Genomic DNA, 18,078 nt, shown 5'->3' on the forward strand with positions numbered 1-18,078 from the left:
TCAGGCGGCGTCACGCACCTTTTCGATGCGCGAACGAATCGCCTCGATCATCGTTTCGCGAATGATGGTCTCGCCATGCGTCTCGCGCAGGTGCTCCACGACACGGCGCATGATCTCAGCTTCCTCCTCGTGGCGCGTGTGCCAGTCGCAACCGGGTACGAGCGAGCCGCATTGAAATTCCTTCATGGCGTGTCTCCTTCCTCATTCCAGGTCCGGAGCGGCGCTCAGACAGGCAAGTCCGCTCCGGGAGCAATATAACATCGAAACCGGTGAATGGTTGCCCTTGCCAGTCAATTCCGAATGTTGATCAAATTCAAGGCCAACGGACCTCCGGCGGTAAGCTGGACAGGATCGAGTTGACATTGCCGCCGGTCTTCAGACCGAAGATCGTGCCACGATCGTATAGCAGATTGAACTCGACATAGCGGCCGCGGCGCACCAACTGCTCTTCGCGTTCGGCGTCAGTCCAATTCTGGTTGAAGTTCTTTCGCACCAGGTGCTGGTAGACGACCAGGAAGGAGCGCCCCACATCCTGCGCGAACCGGAAATCGGCCTCCCAGCCGCCTTTTTCCTCTGGCGAATGTTGCCAGTCGAAGAAGATGCCCCCGATGCCGCGCGGCTCGTCGCGGTGCGGAAGATAAAAATACTCGTCGCACCAGGCCTTGAACCGCGGATAATCGGCCACGGCAGGGTTCTTCTGGCAGGCGAACTGCATGGAACGGTGGAAATCCATCGCGTCCTGATCGGTCTGCACCCGGCGACGATCGAGAATCGGCGTCAGGTCGGCGCCGCCGCCGAACCACCAGCGCGAGGTGACGACGAGGCGCGTATTCATATGAACGGCGGGCACGTTCGGGTTCCAGGGATGGGCGATCAGCGAAATTCCGCTCGCCCAGAAGCGTGGATCCTCCTCGGCGCCCGGCATCTGCTTGCGGAATTCCGGAGAGAACTCGCCATGGACGGTGGAGGTGTGGACGCCGACCTTTTCGAAAACCCGGCCATGCATCATCGACATGGTGCCGCCGCCGCCCTTGCCTTCGTCACGAAGCCAGGGTGTCCTTTCGAACTGGCCGGGCGTCCAGGAGGCGAGCGGGCCCAGCACCTCGTTCTCGAGGTTTTCGAAGGCCGTGCAGATACGATCGCGCAGATCCTCGAACCAGGTGCGCGCCCGTGTCTTTTTTTGCTCGATGTCATCCGGCAGACCAGCCGGGATTTCTGGCCGTTCCATGGGTTTCCTTGCGAAAGGGCGCGGCCGAAACAGGCGGCAAGCACCAAAGGACTCGTTTTTTCCGGTTGCGATCCCTAATCTCTTCAGTGGATGGGTCAAGGAGTTCTTCGTTGCGCGCCCCCACGAGACCACCGCTGGATGGGCTGAAGAAGCGTTTAGACCGCTCTCGCGCGGAAAAGACGCGGCTGCCGCGCGATGGCTTTGTCCGCGAAACCTTCGTGCTGCCGCGGCCTGCCGCCCGCGACAAGGCGCGCGAGTGGTTCGACCGCTGGCCGAAGCAGGCCTACTGGACGGAAATCGAAAGCTGGGCCGAGCGTCCGGGCGACGTGATCGAATTCACGATGCGCCGGCTTCCGGCCGCCGATTAAAATCAAGCTTGGAGCCGGCACGGACCCGGTGGCAGCATCCAACGTCGACACTTGACCTCAATTTAGGTTGAGGTCGTATGAAGCAATCCTTCGATACCAAACGAGGGAGGCCCTGCATGCGCGGTTGGGCAGGACTTTCCGGACGATCCCGCCTTGCCGATGGCATGGTCCTCCGGTTCTATCTCTTGATCAGCTGGAGGCGCCGTTCAACCGACCTGCCGGATCGCCTCGCCGGCCGCCATTGCCGCGGAAAGCGCGAGATTGAGGCTTCGCCCGCCGCCCTTCATCGGGATCACGAGCCGCGCGTCGGCTGCGTCGTGCACGTTGTCCGGTACCCCCGCGGATTCGCGGCCGAAGAGTAGGATGTCTCCATCGGCGAACGAAAATTGCGTGTAGGGTCGCGATGCACGGGTCGAGAACAGGATCATTCGGCGGCCTTCGTTGCGGCGCCATTCCTCGAAGCGCGCGAAGTTCACGTAGCGGGTGAGAGCGGCCATTTCGAGATAATCCATGCCGGCGCGCTTCAGCGCGCGATCGCTCATGTCGAAGCCGGCAGGCTCGATAATGTCGACTGCCAGGCCCAGGCACGCGCCCATCCTGAGGATCGTGCCCGTGTTGCCGGCGATATCGGGCTGATAGAGCGCGATGCGGAGGCCTCTCGCCACGTTTTCGAGCCTTTCCCTGGAGTGTCTTTCAGGCGACACGACCGACGGCAGGTTGCAGAATACCGTTCTGGGGCATGGCCATCTCCGGCGAAATCGTCTACAGAACGTGCAGTGTCAACTCGAACCGAAGGAGGCGGCGATGAATATCTACCGGATACGTAGCGCATCGGCTCGCCCATGCGGCTGGCGCCTAGCCTGACGGCGGTTTCGGTTCGACGCGTTTTCTGAAGGCTGCATCACCCCGATTCCCGCCGGAAATACTTTCCGCATTCGAAGGAATCAAAGATGCCTGCCAGTTTTCGAAATAAGCCCGCCGTCTCGCCCAGGTCTGTGGCTCAGCGCGAGGAGCCCACGAACCCGCCGGAGGCGGCAGCAGCCACCGATCTGTCAGGAGTGCTCAGGCCGCTCCTTGGCGAGAGGCGGTCGGAAGCGCATGTGAAGCCGAGCGGGCAAGCGCCGACAAGGCTGTGCCGCAGATGTTTGATTTTCGGTGCCCGCATGGGCACAACGACATTCGAAAGAGCAGAAAATGTTCCGCTGGTTTGAGACGAAACTGGATCCGTTCCCGCTCGAGGAGCCGGTCGAACCGCCCAGGACGCTGATCGCCTTCTGTCTACATTACACGAAGGGAGCGTGGCCGTTCATCGCCGTCTCGGCGACGCTCACTGCCTGCGTGGCGATGGCCGAGGTCTGGATGTTCGGTTTCCTCGGCTCGATCGTCGACTGGCTCTCCGCTCAAAGCCGCGAAACCTTCCTGCAGACGGAGGGGTGGAAGCTCGCCGGCATGGCCTTTGTCGTCCTGGTGCTTTTGCCGGCAACCGTTTTCATCAATTCGCTGATCAACCAGCAGACACTCATGGGCAACTACCCCATGCGCATCCGCTGGCAGGTGCACCGTTACCTGCTGAAGCAGTCCATGGCCTTCTATCAGGACGAGTTCGCCGGCCGCATCGCGACGAAGCTGATGCAGACCGCGCTCGCCGTGCGCGAATGCGTCATCAAGCTGGTCGACGTGCTGAATTATGTCGTCGTCTACTTCCTCGGCATGCTGCTCATCGTAGGCTCGTCTGACTGGCGCCTTGCCTCGCCGCTCGCCGTTTGGCTCGTCTGCTATATCTTGCTCTTGCGCTTTTTCATTCCGCGCCTCGGCAAGGTCTCGGAAGAGCAGGCCGACGCGCGCTCGGTCATGACAGGCCGCGTGGTCGACAGCTACACCAATATCCAGACGGTGAAGCTGTTCTCGCACGCGCGCCGTGAGGCCTCCTACGCCCGGGAGGGCATGGGCATCTTCATGGACACGGTCTACAGGACGATGCGACTGGTCACCGGCCTCTACGCCTGGCTCTACCTTCTGAACTCGATGCTGCTCGCGTCGGTCGCGACGCTCTCCATATGGCTCTGGTTGAACGAGGCCGTGACGATCGGCGCGGTGGCCGTGGTGATCGGTCTCGTCCTCAGGCTGTGGGGCATGTCGCAATGGATCATGTGGGAGATGTCCGCCCTGTTCGAGAATATCGGCACCGTGCAGGACGGCATCAGCTCGATTTCACTGCCGCGTCTCGTCGAAGACAAGGCGGATGCCCGTCAGCTTCAGGTTGCCGAGGGCGGCATCGAATTCGACCGCATCCGCTTTCACTATGGCAAGGGCAAGGGCGTCATCGAGGACCTGTCGCTCTCCATCCGGCCGGGCGAGAAGGTCGGGCTGGTCGGACGTTCCGGTGCCGGCAAGTCGACACTCGTCAATCTGCTCCTGCGCTTCTACGACCTCGAAGGCGGGCGCATTCTGATCGACAGGCAGGAGATCGCGTCGGTCACGCAGGATTCGCTGCGGGCGCAGATCGGCATGGTCACCCAGGACACCTCGCTGCTTCACCGTTCGGTGCGCGACAATATTCTTTATGGGCGGCCTGACGCGACGGAGGAGATGATGGTCGAGGCGGCGCGGCGCGCCGAAGCGACAAGCTTCATCTCGTCGCTTGCCGATGCCAAGGGGCGCAAGGGTTTCGACGCCCATGTCGGCGAGCGCGGCGTCAAGCTCTCCGGAGGACAGCGGCAGCGCATCGCGATCGCGCGGGTGATGCTGAAGGACGCGCCTATCCTGATCCTCGACGAGGCGACTTCGGCGCTCGATTCGGAAGTCGAGGCGGCAATCCAGGAGAACCTTTATCGGCTGATGGAGGGCAAGACGGTGATCGCGATCGCGCATCGCCTGTCGACGATCGCGGCCATGGACAGGCTGGTGGTGATGGACAATGGCCGGATCGTCGAGGAAGGTCCTCACGACGTTCTGGTCGAGAAGGGCGGCCTTTACGCCCAGCTTTGGCAGCGCCAGTCCGGCGGTTTCCTGCTGCATGACGAGGAGCCTATCGAAGCCGTGGCCACGAAAGGCAAGGAGATCGGCGAGGCGATCAAGACGGAGGCCGCAGAATGATGCGGCCAATCACCTTGGCGTTCCTATATCCATTTCGGCTGGAGTCCGCTCCGGCCGGATGAAAAAGGCGCAGGAATGAACGACGACGAATTCCCCGAAAGCTTGTGGCGGCGCTTCGAAGGCGCGATCGACCCGTTTCACGATACGGATCGGGAGGTGCTGCCGGCCTCGGCCTGGGAGTTCATCTTCTATTTCGCCCGTCAAGCGAAATGGCCCTTCGTCCTGCTGCTGATCGTGGGCGGCCTTGCCGGTGCAATCGACGCGGCGATGTACTGGTCGGTCGGCTGGCTGATCGACCTCATGGACTCATCGAGCCCGGCGCGGCTCTTCGCCGACCATTGGCCGCAGCTCCTCGGGCTGCTCCTGCTGGTGCTCGTGGCGCGCACGGCGATCCTGGTCGCCTCGGCCGTGGTCGAGCAGCAGATCATCGTGCCGGGGTTTTATTCGATGGTGCGCTGGCAGGCGTTCCGGCGCGTGATAGAGCAACCTTATTCGTTCTATCAGAACGATTTTGCTGGCCGTATCGCAACCAAGATCATGCAGGGCGGCGAGGCCGTCGGCGATTTCATCATTAATGTGTTGCAGACCATGTGGTCGTTTCTGACTTTCGTGGTTCTCGCCATCACCATCCTCGTATCGCTCGACCCGCTGATGGGGCTGGTCGTCGGCATCTGGTTCATCGGCTATCTCGCGATCGTCCGTTTCCTTCTGCCGAAGATGCGGCGCGCCGGCCGTGAAACGGCCGACCAGCGTTCCATCTTCAATGGCCGCCTGGTGGACGCCTTCACCAACATCGTCGCGGTCAAACTCTTCGACAGCGGGCGGCGCGAGCACGCCTATATTCGGGATGGCATGGAGAGCTTTCTCGGAGCGGTCTTCCGCCTGACCCGTGCGATCACGACCGTACGGTCCTCCGTCGCCCTCCTGAACGGTACCATGGTCAGCGCGATCGGCGCCATCGCCGTGTGGAGCTGGACACAAGGCAACATCTCGACGGGAGCGATCGCAGCGGCACTCGCCCTCGTGTTCAGGCTCAACCAGATGTCGGGCTGGATGATGTTCAACGTCAACGGCCTGATACGCAACTACGCCACCATCCAGGATGCGACCGGCACGCTCTCTGTCCGGCCGGCGATCCGTGACGCCGCGGATGCCGTCGTCATGCCCCGCGCCGCGGGCGACATACGGTTCGAGAACGTCTCCTTCCACTACGACAAGGGCGGCGGGATCATCGAGGATCTCAACCTCCATATCCGGCCGGGCGAGCGCGTCGCGCTTGTCGGTCCGTCAGGGGCCGGGAAGACGACAATCGTCAATCTGGCGCTGCGCCTCTTTGATGTCGAGCAGGGGCGCATCCTCATCGACGGGCGGGATGTGCGCTCCGTGACACAGCCGTCGCTCAGGGCGCAGTTCGGGGTGGTCAGCCAGGACGCCATGCTGATGCATCGTTCGATCCGAGACAACATCGCTTATGGCAAGGCCACCGCGACGGAAGGCGAGATCGTCGAAGCCGCCAAACGGGCGGCGGCCCACGACTTCATCATGGATGTGCAGGACCCCAAGGGGCGCCGCGGGTATGACGCTCATGTCGGGGAACGCGGGGTCAAGCTTTCAGGCGGCCAGCGCCAGCGTATCGCGATCGCGCGCATGATGCTCAAGGATGCGCCGATCCTGATCCTCGACGAGGCGACGTCTGCCCTGGATTCCGAGGTGGAGGCGGCAATCCAGGACAACCTCTATCGGCTCATGGAAGGCAAGACCGTGATCGCCATAGCGCATCGACTGTCCACCATCGCTGCCCTTGACCGACTGGTCGTGCTCGACCAAGGCCGGATCGTGGAAGAGGGCTCCCATGACGAACTGCTCGCCAGAGGCGGACTCTACGCGCAGCTCTGGAAGCGCCAATCCGGCGGCTTCCTTGCCGAAAGCCTGGCGGCGGAGTAGGGCAGATGGCTTTGCGCCCGCCAAGCTTCTCTTCGGGTCGTACATCCTCCCAAAGCGGGTCGAACGTGCTCGACTACGAGATCGCCGGCGAAATGGCCTCGGCTCTTGGCCGTGCCGGCCGGCGCGTCGAGGAGACGCTCGCACTTCTGCGTGCCGAGGCGCTTGAGAGTGAGGCGAGGCCGCGCCTCCTACGCGATGCCGCCGAAGCCGTACATGCCTATTTCATCCAGCGCGAATTATGCGGGATGCGCCGCCATGAGGCCGTGATTCGTGAGTACGACATCCCGAAGGCGGTCCTCGTCCGGCTGGGCGCCAAGTGATGCAGGTCGTTGGTGTCTTGTTCCGGCCAAAGCGGCAATTGCCGCCATTGTGCCGAGCACCGGATTCGACGATGCGAGCGCCGTCTGTCAGATCGGCGCAAGGCCAGAAAATCCGGGCTGGGAATAAAGCCCGCGACAATCTGCCCTGAGGCCGTCAGGCGTCTGGACAAGCGCATTCTTCACGCATAAACCAGCCCGACAATGCCGGAGGTATTCGCTAGCCCGTTCGCCATGCGCCGTCGGGCCGGCGTTGGTGAGCGGGGGAAGGCTCGACCGCCGGCGATCATGAGGGAAAAGGATTAGAGTCCCGTGAGCGCACACGATACGACGGAGCCCACCCGGCGAGATTTTCTATATATAGCGACAGGCATGGCCGGTGTTGTCGGCGCTGGCGCCGTGGCATGGCCGTTCATCGACCAGATGCGTCCCGATGCTTCCACGCGCGCGCTGGCCTCTGTCGAGGTGGACGTTTCCTCGCTCGAGCCGGGTATGTCGCTGACGGCCAAATGGCGCGGCAAGCCGGTGTTCATCCGTAACCGCACGCCTGAGGAGATCGAGGCGGCCAAGGCTGTTCCGCTCGCCGATCTCAAGGATCCGGTTGCGCGCAACGCCAATATCGCATCCGACGCCCCGGCCACCGATGCGGACCGCTCTGCCGGTGAAGGCAAAGAAAACTGGATCATCATGGTCGGCGTCTGCACCCATCTCGGCTGCGTGCCGCTCGGCCAGTCCGGCGATTTCGGCGGCTGGTTCTGCCCTTGCCACGGCTCGCACTACGATACCGCCGGTCGTATCCGTAAGGGGCCGGCGCCGGAGAATTTGGCCGTGCCGGCATTCGAATTCATCTCCGACACTAAAATCCGGATCGGCTAAGGGGGCATTTCCATGGCTGGTGGACACTCGACCTATAAGCCGACGAGCGGTATCGGGCGCTGGATCGATGCGCGCATGCCATTGCCGCGGCTCGTCTATGATTCTTTCGTCGCCTATCCAGTTCCGCGCAATCTGAACTATGCCTACACGTTCGGCGGCATCCTTTCGATCATGCTGGTAGCGCAGATCCTGACCGGCGTCGTGCTCGCCATGCACTATGCCGCCAATACAGGGATCGCTTTCCAGTCGGTCGAAAGGATCATGCGCGACGTGAATTCGGGGTGGCTGCTGCGCTACCTCCATTCCAACGGCGCCTCGTTCTTCTTCATCGCCGTCTACATCCATATTTTCCGTGGTCTCTATTACGGGTCCTACAAGGCGCCGCGCGAACTGCTGTGGATCCTGGGCTGCATCATCTATCTGCTGATGATGGCGACAGGCTTCATGGGGTATGTGCTGCCTTGGGGACAGATGAGCTTCTGGGGCGCGACCGTCATCACCGGTTTCTTCACCGCCATCCCCTTGGTCGGCGAATGGATCCAGCAGTTGCTGCTTGGCGGTTTCGCCGTCGACAATCCGACCCTCAACCGCTTCTTCTCGCTTCATTACCTGCTGCCCTTCATGATCGCCGGCGTCGTGGTGCTCCATGTCTGGGCGCTGCACGTGACGGGTCAGACCAATCCGACGGGCATCGAGGTAAAGTCGAAGACCGACACGGTTCCGTTCACGCCGCATGCGACCACCAAGGACGCGTTCGCCATGGTCGTGTTCCTCGCCGTCTTCGCCTATTTCGTCTTCTACATCCCGAACTATCTCGGCCATCCCGACAACTACATCGTCGCGGACCCGCTGAAGACGCCTGCACACATCGTGCCTGAATGGTACTTCCTGCCGTTCTACGCGATCCTGCGCGCCATCACCTTCAATATCGGCCCGATCAACTCCAAGCTGGGCGGCGTGCTGGCCATGTTCGGCTCCATCGCGGTGCTGTTCGTCGTCCCCTGGCTCGACACCTCCAGGGTTCGCTCCGCGGTGTACCGTCCTTGGTACAAGCTGTTCTTCTGGCTGTTCTTCCTGAACGCCATCTTCCTGGGCTGGCTGGGATCCCGCCCGGCGGAGGGTTCCTATGTGGTGATGGCCCAGATCGGCACGCTCTATTACTTCGCCTTCTTCCTTGTGATCATGCCGGTGCTCGGCCTCATCGAGACGCCGCGTCGCCTGCCCAACTCGATCACCGAGGCGGTGCTGGCCAAGAAGGGCGAGACGCCGGTTGCGACCGCTGCGGCGGAAGCCAAGAGTTGAAACGTAGAGAATCTTTGAGAGGACTGTTTTCATGAAGAAGATTCTCAGCGGACTGGCGGCGCTCGGCTTCGTGCTCGCTGCGGCAGGCGCGGTGAATGCGGCGGAGGAGGCTGGGCACAGCGCTGCCGAGCCGACCCACTTCCCGATCCACAAGCCGGTGCAGCAGGACTGGTCCTTCGCCGGGCCGTTCGGCACTTACGACAGGGGCCAGCTTCAGCGCGGTCTCAAGATCTACAAGGAAGTCTGCTCCGCTTGTCATTCCATGAGCCTTGTCCCCTTCCGCAGCCTGGAAGGCCTTGGTTACTCGGAAGCCCAGGTGAAGGCCTTCGCGGCTGAATACACTGTCCAGGACGGGCCCAACGCCGACGGTGAAATGTTCGAACGTCCGGCTCTGCCGACGGACTACTTCCCATCACCGTTTCCGAATGCGATCGCTGCGGCAGCCGCCAACAACGGCGCGGCGCCACCCGACTTCTCGCTCATCGCCAAGGCGCGTGGTGTGGAACGTGGCTTCCCGACCTTCGTCTTCGATATCTTCACCGGGTATGCCGAGAACGGACCGGACTACATCCACGCCCTGCTGACGGGCTATGACGAGCAGCCCCCGGCCGGCATGGAGATCGCGGAAGGAACGCACTACAACCCGTATTTCATAGCGGGTAAGTCGCTGGCGATGGCCAAGCCGCTTTCCGACGGCCAAGTGACCTACGAGGACGGTTCGCCAGAGACGGTCGAGCAGTATTCACGCGACATCGCGGCCTTCCTGATGTGGGCGGCCGAGCCTCATCTTGAGGACCGCAAGCAGACCGGCTTCCGGGTCATTGTTTTCCTGATCCTGTTCGGTGGGCTGGTCTATCTCACCAAGCGCAAGGTCTGGGCCGGCACACCGCATTGAGCGGAAACCGGATATTGTTTTGGAAGGGCGCCTGACGGGCGCCCTTTTCATTCGAACTGGAAAACGGCATGAATGTCGCGAACCGGATCCCTGCCATGAAATCGCCCATCGAGAATACGCTGCTCTCCGCCATCCGCACGATTCCGGACTATCCAAAGCCGGGTATCCTGTTTCGGGACATCACGACCCTGCTCGGCGACGCGCGTGCCTTCCGGCGGGCCGTGGACGAACTGGTCCAGCCCTGGGCTGGTCTCAAGATCGACAAGATCGCGGGCATCGAGGCACGCGGCTTTATTCTCGGCGGGGCAATCGCGCACCAGCTTTCGGCCGGCTTCATACCGATCCGCAAGAAAGGCAAGCTGCCGCACGAGACCGTGCGGGTTGCCTACAGTCTCGAATACGGACTCGACGAGATGGAGATGCATAGGGATGCGGTGGCTCCGGGCGAGCGGGTCATCCTCGTCGACGATCTGATCGCTACGGGCGGTACGGCGGAAGCCGCTGTGAAGCTGCTTCGCCAGATGAGAGCGGACATCGTGTCGGCATGCTTCGTCATCGACCTGCCGGATCTCGGTGGCAGGCAGAAGCTCGAGGCGCTCGACGTGCCGGTGCGAACGCTCGTCGCCTTCGACGGGCACTGACCATTCTTAAAACCGCGGAAACGCTCTGCCCATTTGTTCTTACGCAATTCTGGGCACAAAACGCCATGCACTTTGCTGGAATTTCTCTATCTGAGCTCGCGCGTCCTTCCGTACAGGAAAGCCCTCATTGCGGCGTCATCGCATAGGCCGATCGAGCGCTCATAGGCTTCGAGCGCTTCATCCACGCGACCAACCCTGCTGAGAAGATGACCGCGGAGCGCCCAGTAAGGCTGATAGATCCTGGAAGCGGCCTCGGGAAGTTCCGCTAGAAGCGCCAGCCCAGCCTGTGCGCCCCGCAATTCGCTGATGGCCGCAGCGCGGCCGACCACCGCGCCGGTTGTCGGAGCGATGCGCACAAGCCCCTCGTAAAGCAGGACCGCCGCGTTCCAATCGGTGTGCCCCGTCTTCGCGCGACTGGCGTGCACGGACTGGATCGCGGCCTCCAGCTGGAATCTGCCCATCCGTCCCGCACCAGCCGCATGGGCAAGCTCACGTTCGGCCTCATCGATCAGCGGTTGCGACCAGAGCCCGCAGTCCTGTTCGGCGAGCGGCACGTAGGAACCCTGGGCATCCCGTCGTGCCGGATGTCGGGCCTCGCAATGGAGCATCAGTGCCAACAAGCCGTGCGCCTCGGGCTCGGCTGGAAGCAGCGCGGCGACCAATCGCCCGAGATGTAGCGCTTCTTCCGGCAAACCGCGGCGCCGCGGATCGTCGCCCGCCACATCATCCCAACCGCTGCCATAAGCCGCATAGATCGCCTCCAGGACGGCGTCGAGCCGTGGCTGAAGGTCATCAGGGGTGGGGACTTCGAAGGGAATGCCGGAGGTTCGGATGACTGCCTTTGCCCGCGACAAGCGGCGTCCCATTGCAGCAGGGCTGACGCAGAAGGCCGATGCGATCCGGGCGGCGTCCAGCCGCAGGATCGTTTGCAGCATCAGCGGGGTACGGATCGTGGGATCGATCTTCGGATGGGCCGAGATGAAGAGGAGTTTCAGTCGTTCGTCTCCGAGGCCTCCGGGGCCGGACGAAAGCTCCTCAGCTTCGGCAGCCGCGGCGATCAGCGCCGGCAGTGACTGCCGGCGCGTCTGCTGACGTCGTGCCGCGTCGATAAGCCTGCGTCTCGCCGCAACGAGCAGCCAAGCCTCCGGCCTTTCCGGGATTCCGCTTTCCGGCCATCGTGCGAGAGCCGCTTCGAAGGCGTCGATCAGAGCGTCCTCCGCCGTCGCGATGTCGCTCGAGCGGGCGGAGAGGAAGGCGAGCAAGCGGCCGTAAGATTCCCGGGCCGCTCGCTCCACCACGTCGTGGACGTTGCCCATCACGTCAATAGGTCGCTGCCTCCACCGATTTCAGCATCTCGGCGTGCGTGTTCGGTGGCAGGACGGGTCGAACTTCGACACCGCCATGCGGTCCGGCGGGAAAACGCGCCGCCCATTTCAGCGCGGTATCCATGTCGGGAACGTCAATGATGAAGAAACCGCCAAGCTGTTCCTTCGTGTCGGCGAAAGGGCCATCCTGCACGCGGTGTCCGCTTGCTGTTGGCCGCACGCTGGTCGCTGTCTTAGGAGGCTCCAGGCCAGCTCCGGTGACGACAATCCCGGCCTCTTGCAGCGCTTTCATGTAAGGGACGAAGGAACCCAAGAAAACGTCGCGCTGTTCAGGGTCCTCGCGTGCCGAGAATTCCTCGGGGCTTTGATAGAAAAGAAGCGAGTAGTGCATCGTCCTGTCCTTTCGGTTGCGAGCGGGTCGTGATCGCTCGGCCCAATGACGGCTGAACCTGGCAAATTCGGACATTGGAAGACGAATTTTCGCGCGGCGCCTGCCGGTCCGCAAGCGCCGCGTTCTGCAGTCGCGCTATTCCACCTTCACCAACACGGCGCTGGTGAATTCGATGACCTTATCGCCGGAGGAGTCGAACGCTTCGGCAAGGATGGTGAGCAGCCGCCATCCCGGCCGAGAAGCAACAGCCCGGTGCTCGATGCCGGTTCGGGTGAAAGTGATCGCCTCGCCGGCATAGACCGGCTTCAGCCACTTCAGATTCCTGAAGCCGGGCGAGGGTCCGAATTCGGGCATCGGGCCAGGGCCGGCCCACCTTCTCAGCTCCTGGTCGGCGCGGGTCATCAGATTGTATTTCATCCAGGTGGCGGCGGTGTGCCAGCCGGAGGCGCAAAGTCGCCCGAACACGCTTCGCTCCGCCGCCTTCTCGTCGAGATGAAAGGGCTGCGGATCGAACTTGCCAGCAAAGGTCTTGATCTCTTCCGGCTCGAATATGTGGGTGCCGAGCGTGGTCGTCACGCCTATGCCGAAGAACTCGTCGAGGGTCATGCCGCTGCCTCGCGGGTCAGGAACATGCCGGTATTCTGCAGTTCCAGAACGATCTCGTTGCGCTGATTGACGAGTTCGCTCTGCACGGTGACGAAGCCGAGGCCGGGCCTCGATTTCGAGATACGCTTGGCGATCGTGCGACTGCGGCCAGTGAGAGTGTCGCCCGCCAGGACCGGCTTCTTCCAGCGCACATAGTCCAGGCCCGGAGAGCCTTGGGACGTGGAATCAAGCAGGAAGCCATCGCACATCATGCGCATGAATACGCAGCACGTATGCCATCCCGAGGCCGACAGGCCGCCGAGGATGCTGGCCTTGCCGGCCTCCTCATCGAGATGCATCGGTTGAGCGTCGAACTCGCTCGCGAATTCGATGATCTCGGCCGCCGTCACGGTCTTGCTGCCGAGCGTGATCGTGCCGCCTTCCTCGAAATCCTCGAAGGCCCATTTCTTGGTGGTCATGGCCCATCCTGTTCAAACTTGTACGATTACCATGGACCGGGCGTGCCACGAAGGCAAGGCGAAGGCGAGGGTGGCATAGCCGCGAACGATCCTTGTCCTATCGCGCTCACAGCCATCCGCGCCGACGGAAATACCAAAACGGAAACACCGCCGAGACAAGCATCAAACCGAGCGCGAGTGGATAGCCGAGGCTCCATTTAAGTTCCGGCATCAGATCGAAATTCATGCCGTAGATTGAAGCGACGACCGTCGGCGGAAGGAACACGACCGCGGCCACCGACACGATCTTGATGATGGCGTTCTGCTCGATGTTGATCATCCCAAGGGTGGCGTCGAGCAGGAACGTGATCTTCTGCGACAGGAACGAGGCGTGGTCGGCCAGCGAGGCGACGTCACGGGACAGGGTTTTGACCCGGGCGCGCACATCCTTGCCGTCCTTCGCCTGGCCGGTGGCGTTGGCCAAGAAACCGCTCAGCCGCTGCAAGGTAGTCAGGCTGTTGCGCATGTTTGAAGTGAGCGATTCCTTCCGGCCAATCTGCTTGAGCAGCAGCAGGAAACCGACGTTGCGTTTGGATGCCTTGGTCTCGGTGGGGTAGAAGATCTCCTTCGACAGCACCTCGATGTCGCGCGAGATACGTTCGAGGACGTCGGCGAGGCGATCGACAATAGCCTCCAGCAATCCGACGAGGATCGTCTCGCCGGATGTGCAGCCGATCGACGCCTTTTCCGCTCGCATCGGAAATGTCTGGAAGGCGCGCGGTTCGTGATAGCGGATCGTGACCAATCGCTTGCCTGCCAGCACGAAGGTTACCGGCGCGATCACCGGTTCATCGCTGTCCGTATGGGCGGGCAAGGTAGCGGTCATGAAGTAGACGCCATCCTCTGCATAAAGACGGCTGGAGATCTCGATCTCCTCCATTTCCTCGCGGGTGGGGACACCGACGCCCAGCCATTTTTCGATCGCCTGCTCCTCTTCCCTGGTCGGGCTGACGAGATCGACCCAGACCACCTTGTCCGCGTTCGCGGCGAGGCCATCGACCATGTGCAGACGCTCGTTGTCCACCACGAATGCCTTGAGCATGGAAATCTCTCCCTGGGCTTCGATGAGGCGCTCGACGTCGCTTAGTTGAGGATTGCGACAGATATTTTGCAGCGAAATTCAGCCGATCTGCGCGGGTTAGCCCCCGCGGCGGATCGCGTCAAGCCGCGTGTCTTGCGACGCGGGAGGCATCCCCCTGTGGGTTGATCGCTGAGGTATGGTTGCCCGGCAACAGGCGCTTTCACATTTATGTGCGGTTGCGGGCCGGCCCTTGCGAATTGGCGCGAACACCCCCATCTGCGGCGGCGCTGACATCGTTTGGGCGGGCCGATGAGTCGGTAATTACAGCATATCGCAGCCGGGTGGACCTCACTTGGTTGCGGGCAGATGCGGCCAAGACAGAGAGATAAAGCGCCATCGTGCGTCCGCAAGGACGTGCGGCGCTCTTAGTGCCTTCCGGAGAATTTCATATGTTTGAACAGAATGTTGGTTTCAGCGAGCGGGCGACGCGCACTCTTGCCGGCGTGGTTTTGCTTACGATGATTTTCCTCGCACCCGAGGCGCCGCTGCGCTGGTTCGGATTGATCGGCATCGTGCCGCTGTTGACTGGCCTGTTCGGAGTGTGCCCGTTCTACAAGCTGCTGCACAAGACGAGCTTGAAGAAACAGGCGCGGTAGCAGGACGTCACCTCCCACCCATTTCGAAAGGAGCTGGCTTCGGGCCAGCTTTTTTCTTGAGGCTCGTTGGCTGGCCCAAACAAAAGGAGCGGCATCGGATTGCCGCTCCTTCCAAGGACATGCAGGACGCAGTATTTCAGGTATTGAACTTGAAGAGCATGACATCGCCGTCCTGAACGACGTATTCCTTGCCTTCATCGCGAGCCTTGCCGGCTTCCTTCGCCGGCACTTCTCCACCCAGTGTCACGAAGTCGTTGTAGGCGATCGTCTGGGCGCGAATGAAGCCGCGCTCGAAATCGGTATGAATGACACCTGCGGCTTGCGGCGCCTTGGTGCCCCGGACGATTGTCCAGGCGCGCGTTTCCTTCGGCCCAGCGGTGAAATAGGTGATCAGGTTGAGCAGTTCATAACCGGCACGGATCAGCCGGTCCAGGCCCGGTTCGTCGAGGCCGAGCGCCGCGAGGAATTCGTGCTCCTCCTCGTCGGGAAGCTGCGCCACCTCGGCTTCGATGGCCGCGGAGATGACGACGCTGCGCGCGCCCTGGGCGGCGGCCATCGCCTCGACCGCCTCGGTATGCTCGTTGCCTGTTGCGGCGTCAGCCTCCGCGACGTTGCAGACGTAAAGCACAGGCTTGGAGGTGAGAAGGTTCAGGCCCTGCAGGATCCTGAGATCTTCGGTGGCGATGCCGTCGAGCATCACGCGCACCGGCTTGCCCGCTTGCAGCAGTTCCAAAGCCTTCTCCATGACCGGCAGAACTGTGATCGCCTCCTTGTCCTTGCCGGTGGCGCGCTTGCGCATCTGGACGATACGGCGCTCCAGGCTTTCGAGATCGGACAGCATCAGCTCCGTCTCGACGGTCTCCGCGTCGGCCACAGGGTCGATGCGGCCTTCGACATGGGTGATGTCGTCATCCTCGAAGCAGCGCAGCACGTGGACGATCGCGTCGACCTCGCGAATGTTGGCGAGGAACTGGTTGCCGAGCCCTTCGCCCTTCGACGCGCCGCGCACCAGGCCGGCGATGTCGACGAAGGAAATGCGCGTCGGGATGATTTCTTTCGATTTCGCCGCGCTCGCGATCTTCTCCAACCGGGGATCGGGCACTGCGACCTCGCCGGTGTTGGGCTCGATCGTGCAGAATGGATAGTTTGCGGCCTGGGCGGCCGCAGTTCTGGTCAGTGCGTTGAAGAGCGTCGACTTGCCGACATTGGGCAGGCCGACGATGCCGCATTTGAAACCCATGTGATCCGGTCCTATCGGGAATTCGATTTTAGCGAGGGCTATGGGGAACGGAGCGAGGCCCGTCAAGCCCGGCTTCGGAAAAGGCCGTCAATCCTTTCCGAGCAGCTTCTTGAGCATGGCCGCCATGGGGCCGGTCTCTGGCATTTTGGCGGCAGGCTGCTGCGGCCGTGCTTGCCGGATGTGGCTCTGGGCCTTTGTTGCCGGCTTTTCCGGCCGCGCCTTGTCGCCGGGAATGGCGAGGCTCAGCCTGTTCATGAAGCCGTTGTCGTCGCCCCTGACCAGGAGATCGGCATTGTCGGCGATCGCATCGAGCAGCGGCTCCAGCCACCCCTTGTCGGCCTTGGAGAAATCTCCCAGCACATGGCCGTGCACCAGCTCCTTGACACCGGGGTGCCCAACACCGATGCGCACACGACGATAGTCCTTCCCGACATGGGCGTCGATCGAGCGGATGCCGTTGTGCCCTCCAGCGCCGCCCCCTGTCTTGACGCGAACCTTGCCGGCGACGAGATCGATCTCGTCGTAGAGAACGGTGAGCGCCGAAGGTCCCAGCTTGAAAAAGCGCATCGCCTCGCCGACCGATTGGCCGGACAGGTTCATGAAGGTCTGGGGCTTCAGCAGGATAACCTTTTCATCGCCGAGCTTCCCCTCGGCGATTTCTCCCTGGAACTTCTTCGACCAGGGGGAAAAACCATGGCGACGGGCGATGGCGTCCGCCGCCAGGAAACCGACATTGTGCCGGTTGTTGGCGTATTTGGGGCCGGGATTTCCGAGACCGGCAAAGAGCAGCACGGTTCCGGCCTCCCAGTCTATTCCTCGGTCGAGCCTTCCGCTTCCTCAGCTTCAGCTTCTTCGCTCTCGGCCGCGGGCTTCATGGCGGCAGAGCCGGCGACGGTTGCGATCGTGAAGTCGCGGTCGGTGATGACAGGCTTCACGCCAGCCGGCAGCTTCACCGCCGAGATGTGGATGGAATCGCCGATTTCGGCTCCGGCAAGATCGACGGTGATGAATTCCGGGATCGCATTGGCCGGGCAGTGGAACTCCACTTCGTGGCGGACGATGTTGAGCACGCCGCCGCGCTTGATGCCGGGCGACTTCTCTTCGTTGATGAAGTGGACGGGCACCTGCACGTTGACTTCGGTGTTCTTGCCGACCCGCAGGAAGTCGACATGGAGCGGGAAGTCACGGACGGGATCGAGCTGGTAGTCCTTGGGCAGGACCTGGATCTTCTTGCCGTCGATGTCGATCGTGGCGACGGTGGTCAGGAAACCACCCCCGTGGATCTTGTAGAAGATATCCTTGTAGCTCAGGGCGATCGCCAGGGGAGGCTGCTTGTCGCCGTAGATCACTGCAGGCACTTTGCCGTTGCGGCGAACTTCCCGGGCGGACCCCTTACCGACCCGTTCGCGCGCTTCGGCCTTGAGCTCGTAAGTTTCGCTCATGGCATTTCCTTTCGCGTTGTTATGGAGCGTTCGCGGCAGCCGAGGCTTTGCCGTAAACGTTGAAAGCCGCCGGTTGAGGCGGCCTTCCTCCGCGTTGCCTCCAAGGGTGTCTACGCGGGTGGCCGCTCTATAGCGGAAGGGGCGGTGAAGCGCAAGATTTCGCCCGATGCAGCTCTTCTCTAGAAAAAAAGACCGCCGCGACGTGGCGCGGCGGGGAGTGAGGACCATCAATG

The 18,078-nt window shown here is 62.1% G+C and carries 20 protein-coding genes; 9 read left to right on the forward strand and 11 right to left on the reverse strand.

Annotated features, from left to right (window positions below; all coding sequences use genetic code 11):
• Entirely contained in the window at positions 1–186 is a 186-nt protein-coding gene (locus ACCO56_RS06815) for a DUF1059 domain-containing protein (protein ID WP_433638934.1), read from the reverse strand.
• Between the two features lie 127 nt (positions 187–313).
• Positions 314–1,228 carry an oxygen-dependent coproporphyrinogen oxidase gene (gene hemF, locus ACCO56_RS06820; RefSeq protein WP_433638935.1) on the reverse strand — a complete coding sequence of 305 codons (915 nt, stop codon included), beginning with the start codon at positions 1,226–1,228 and terminating at the stop codon, positions 314–316.
• A gap of 110 nt (positions 1,229–1,338) precedes the next feature.
• Between hemF and ACCO56_RS06825 the strand changes: the two genes are divergently transcribed.
• Positions 1,339–1,596 carry a hypothetical protein gene (locus tag ACCO56_RS06825; protein ID WP_433638937.1) on the forward strand — a complete coding sequence of 86 codons (258 nt, stop codon included), beginning with the start codon at positions 1,339–1,341 and terminating at the stop codon, positions 1,594–1,596.
• 206 nt (positions 1,597–1,802) lie between these two features.
• Here the strand turns inward: ACCO56_RS06825 and ACCO56_RS06830 are convergent, their stop codons facing one another.
• Positions 1,803–2,261, reverse strand: coding sequence for a tRNA (cytidine(34)-2'-O)-methyltransferase (locus ACCO56_RS06830; RefSeq protein ID WP_433638939.1), 459 nt, complete (start codon positions 2,259–2,261; stop codon positions 1,803–1,805).
• Between the two features lie 529 nt (positions 2,262–2,790).
• On the opposite strand from ACCO56_RS06830, the gene ACCO56_RS06835 reads away from it, so the two are divergent.
• The 7 genes from ACCO56_RS06835 to ACCO56_RS06865 all read left to right on the forward strand — a co-directional run bounded on the left by ACCO56_RS06835 (position 2,791) and on the right by ACCO56_RS06865 (position 10,667).
• Positions 2,791–4,692 (forward strand): ABC transporter ATP-binding protein, encoded by a 1,902-nt coding sequence (locus ACCO56_RS06835; protein ID WP_433638941.1) that lies wholly within the window; start codon positions 2,791–2,793, stop codon positions 4,690–4,692.
• A gap of 75 nt (positions 4,693–4,767) precedes the next feature.
• Positions 4,768–6,636, forward strand: a complete 1,869-nt coding sequence (locus ACCO56_RS06840; protein WP_433638943.1) for an ABC transporter ATP-binding protein — start codon at positions 4,768–4,770, stop codon at positions 6,634–6,636.
• A 5-nt stretch (positions 6,637–6,641) separates the two neighbouring features.
• Positions 6,642–6,956, forward strand: a complete 315-nt coding sequence (locus ACCO56_RS06845; RefSeq protein WP_433638945.1) for a DUF6665 family protein — start codon at positions 6,642–6,644, stop codon at positions 6,954–6,956.
• A gap of 309 nt (positions 6,957–7,265) precedes the next feature.
• Positions 7,266–7,829 carry a ubiquinol-cytochrome c reductase iron-sulfur subunit gene (gene petA, locus ACCO56_RS06850; protein ID WP_433638946.1) on the forward strand — a complete coding sequence of 188 codons (564 nt, stop codon included), beginning with the start codon at positions 7,266–7,268 and terminating at the stop codon, positions 7,827–7,829.
• 12 nt (positions 7,830–7,841) lie between these two features.
• A complete protein-coding gene (locus ACCO56_RS06855; protein ID WP_433638947.1) occupies positions 7,842–9,131 on the forward strand; it encodes a cytochrome b in 1,290 nt (429 codons plus the stop codon).
• Positions 9,132–9,162: 31 nt separating this feature from the next.
• Positions 9,163–10,026 (forward strand): cytochrome c1, encoded by an 864-nt coding sequence (locus tag ACCO56_RS06860; protein WP_433638949.1) that lies wholly within the window; start codon positions 9,163–9,165, stop codon positions 10,024–10,026.
• A gap of 95 nt (positions 10,027–10,121) precedes the next feature.
• Entirely contained in the window at positions 10,122–10,667 is a 546-nt protein-coding gene (locus ACCO56_RS06865) for an adenine phosphoribosyltransferase (protein ID WP_433638951.1), read from the forward strand.
• 86 nt (positions 10,668–10,753) lie between these two features.
• Here ACCO56_RS06865 and ACCO56_RS06870 read toward each other — a convergent pair whose 3' ends face one another.
• From ACCO56_RS06870 to corA, 5 genes are all read right to left on the reverse strand, one after another.
• Entirely contained in the window at positions 10,754–11,983 is a 1,230-nt protein-coding gene (locus tag ACCO56_RS06870; RefSeq protein ID WP_433639791.1) for an RNA polymerase sigma factor, read from the reverse strand.
• Between the two features lie 4 nt (positions 11,984–11,987).
• A complete protein-coding gene (locus ACCO56_RS06875; protein ID WP_433638952.1) occupies positions 11,988–12,383 on the reverse strand; it encodes a YciI family protein in 396 nt (131 codons plus the stop codon).
• Positions 12,384–12,518: 135 nt separating this feature from the next.
• Positions 12,519–12,989: a MaoC family dehydratase gene (locus ACCO56_RS06880; RefSeq protein WP_433638954.1), complete on the reverse strand. Its 471-nt coding sequence runs from the start codon at positions 12,987–12,989 to the stop codon at positions 12,519–12,521.
• Positions 12,986–13,447 (reverse strand): MaoC family dehydratase, encoded by a 462-nt coding sequence (locus tag ACCO56_RS06885; RefSeq protein ID WP_433638956.1) that lies wholly within the window; start codon positions 13,445–13,447, stop codon positions 12,986–12,988. Before ACCO56_RS06885 ends, ACCO56_RS06880 begins: the two co-directional genes overlap by 4 nt.
• Before the next feature lie 106 nt (positions 13,448–13,553).
• A complete protein-coding gene (gene corA / locus ACCO56_RS06890; protein ID WP_433638957.1) occupies positions 13,554–14,528 on the reverse strand; it encodes a magnesium/cobalt transporter CorA in 975 nt (324 codons plus the stop codon).
• Between the two features lie 428 nt (positions 14,529–14,956).
• Here corA and ACCO56_RS06895 point away from each other — a divergent pair, with 428 nt between their 5' ends.
• Positions 14,957–15,163, forward strand: coding sequence for a YgaP family membrane protein (locus ACCO56_RS06895; RefSeq protein WP_433638959.1), 207 nt, complete (start codon positions 14,957–14,959; stop codon positions 15,161–15,163).
• A 136-nt stretch (positions 15,164–15,299) separates the two neighbouring features.
• On the opposite strand, the gene ychF is transcribed toward ACCO56_RS06895, so the two are convergent.
• The 3 genes from ychF to ACCO56_RS06910 all read right to left on the reverse strand — a co-directional run bounded on the left by ychF (position 15,300) and on the right by ACCO56_RS06910 (position 17,845).
• Positions 15,300–16,403 carry a redox-regulated ATPase YchF gene (gene ychF, locus ACCO56_RS06900; RefSeq protein WP_433638961.1) on the reverse strand — a complete coding sequence of 368 codons (1,104 nt, stop codon included), beginning with the start codon at positions 16,401–16,403 and terminating at the stop codon, positions 15,300–15,302.
• Between the two features lie 87 nt (positions 16,404–16,490).
• Positions 16,491–17,195: an aminoacyl-tRNA hydrolase gene (pth, locus tag ACCO56_RS06905; protein ID WP_433638963.1), complete on the reverse strand. Its 705-nt coding sequence runs from the start codon at positions 17,193–17,195 to the stop codon at positions 16,491–16,493.
• A gap of 17 nt (positions 17,196–17,212) precedes the next feature.
• Positions 17,213–17,845 carry a 50S ribosomal protein L25/general stress protein Ctc gene (locus tag ACCO56_RS06910; protein WP_433638964.1) on the reverse strand — a complete coding sequence of 211 codons (633 nt, stop codon included), beginning with the start codon at positions 17,843–17,845 and terminating at the stop codon, positions 17,213–17,215.
• Positions 17,846–18,078: the final 233 nt, after the last annotated feature.

The organism is Mesorhizobium sp. 1B3 (genome assembly GCF_050958605.1).
Lineage (GTDB): Bacteria > Pseudomonadota > Alphaproteobacteria > Rhizobiales > Rhizobiaceae.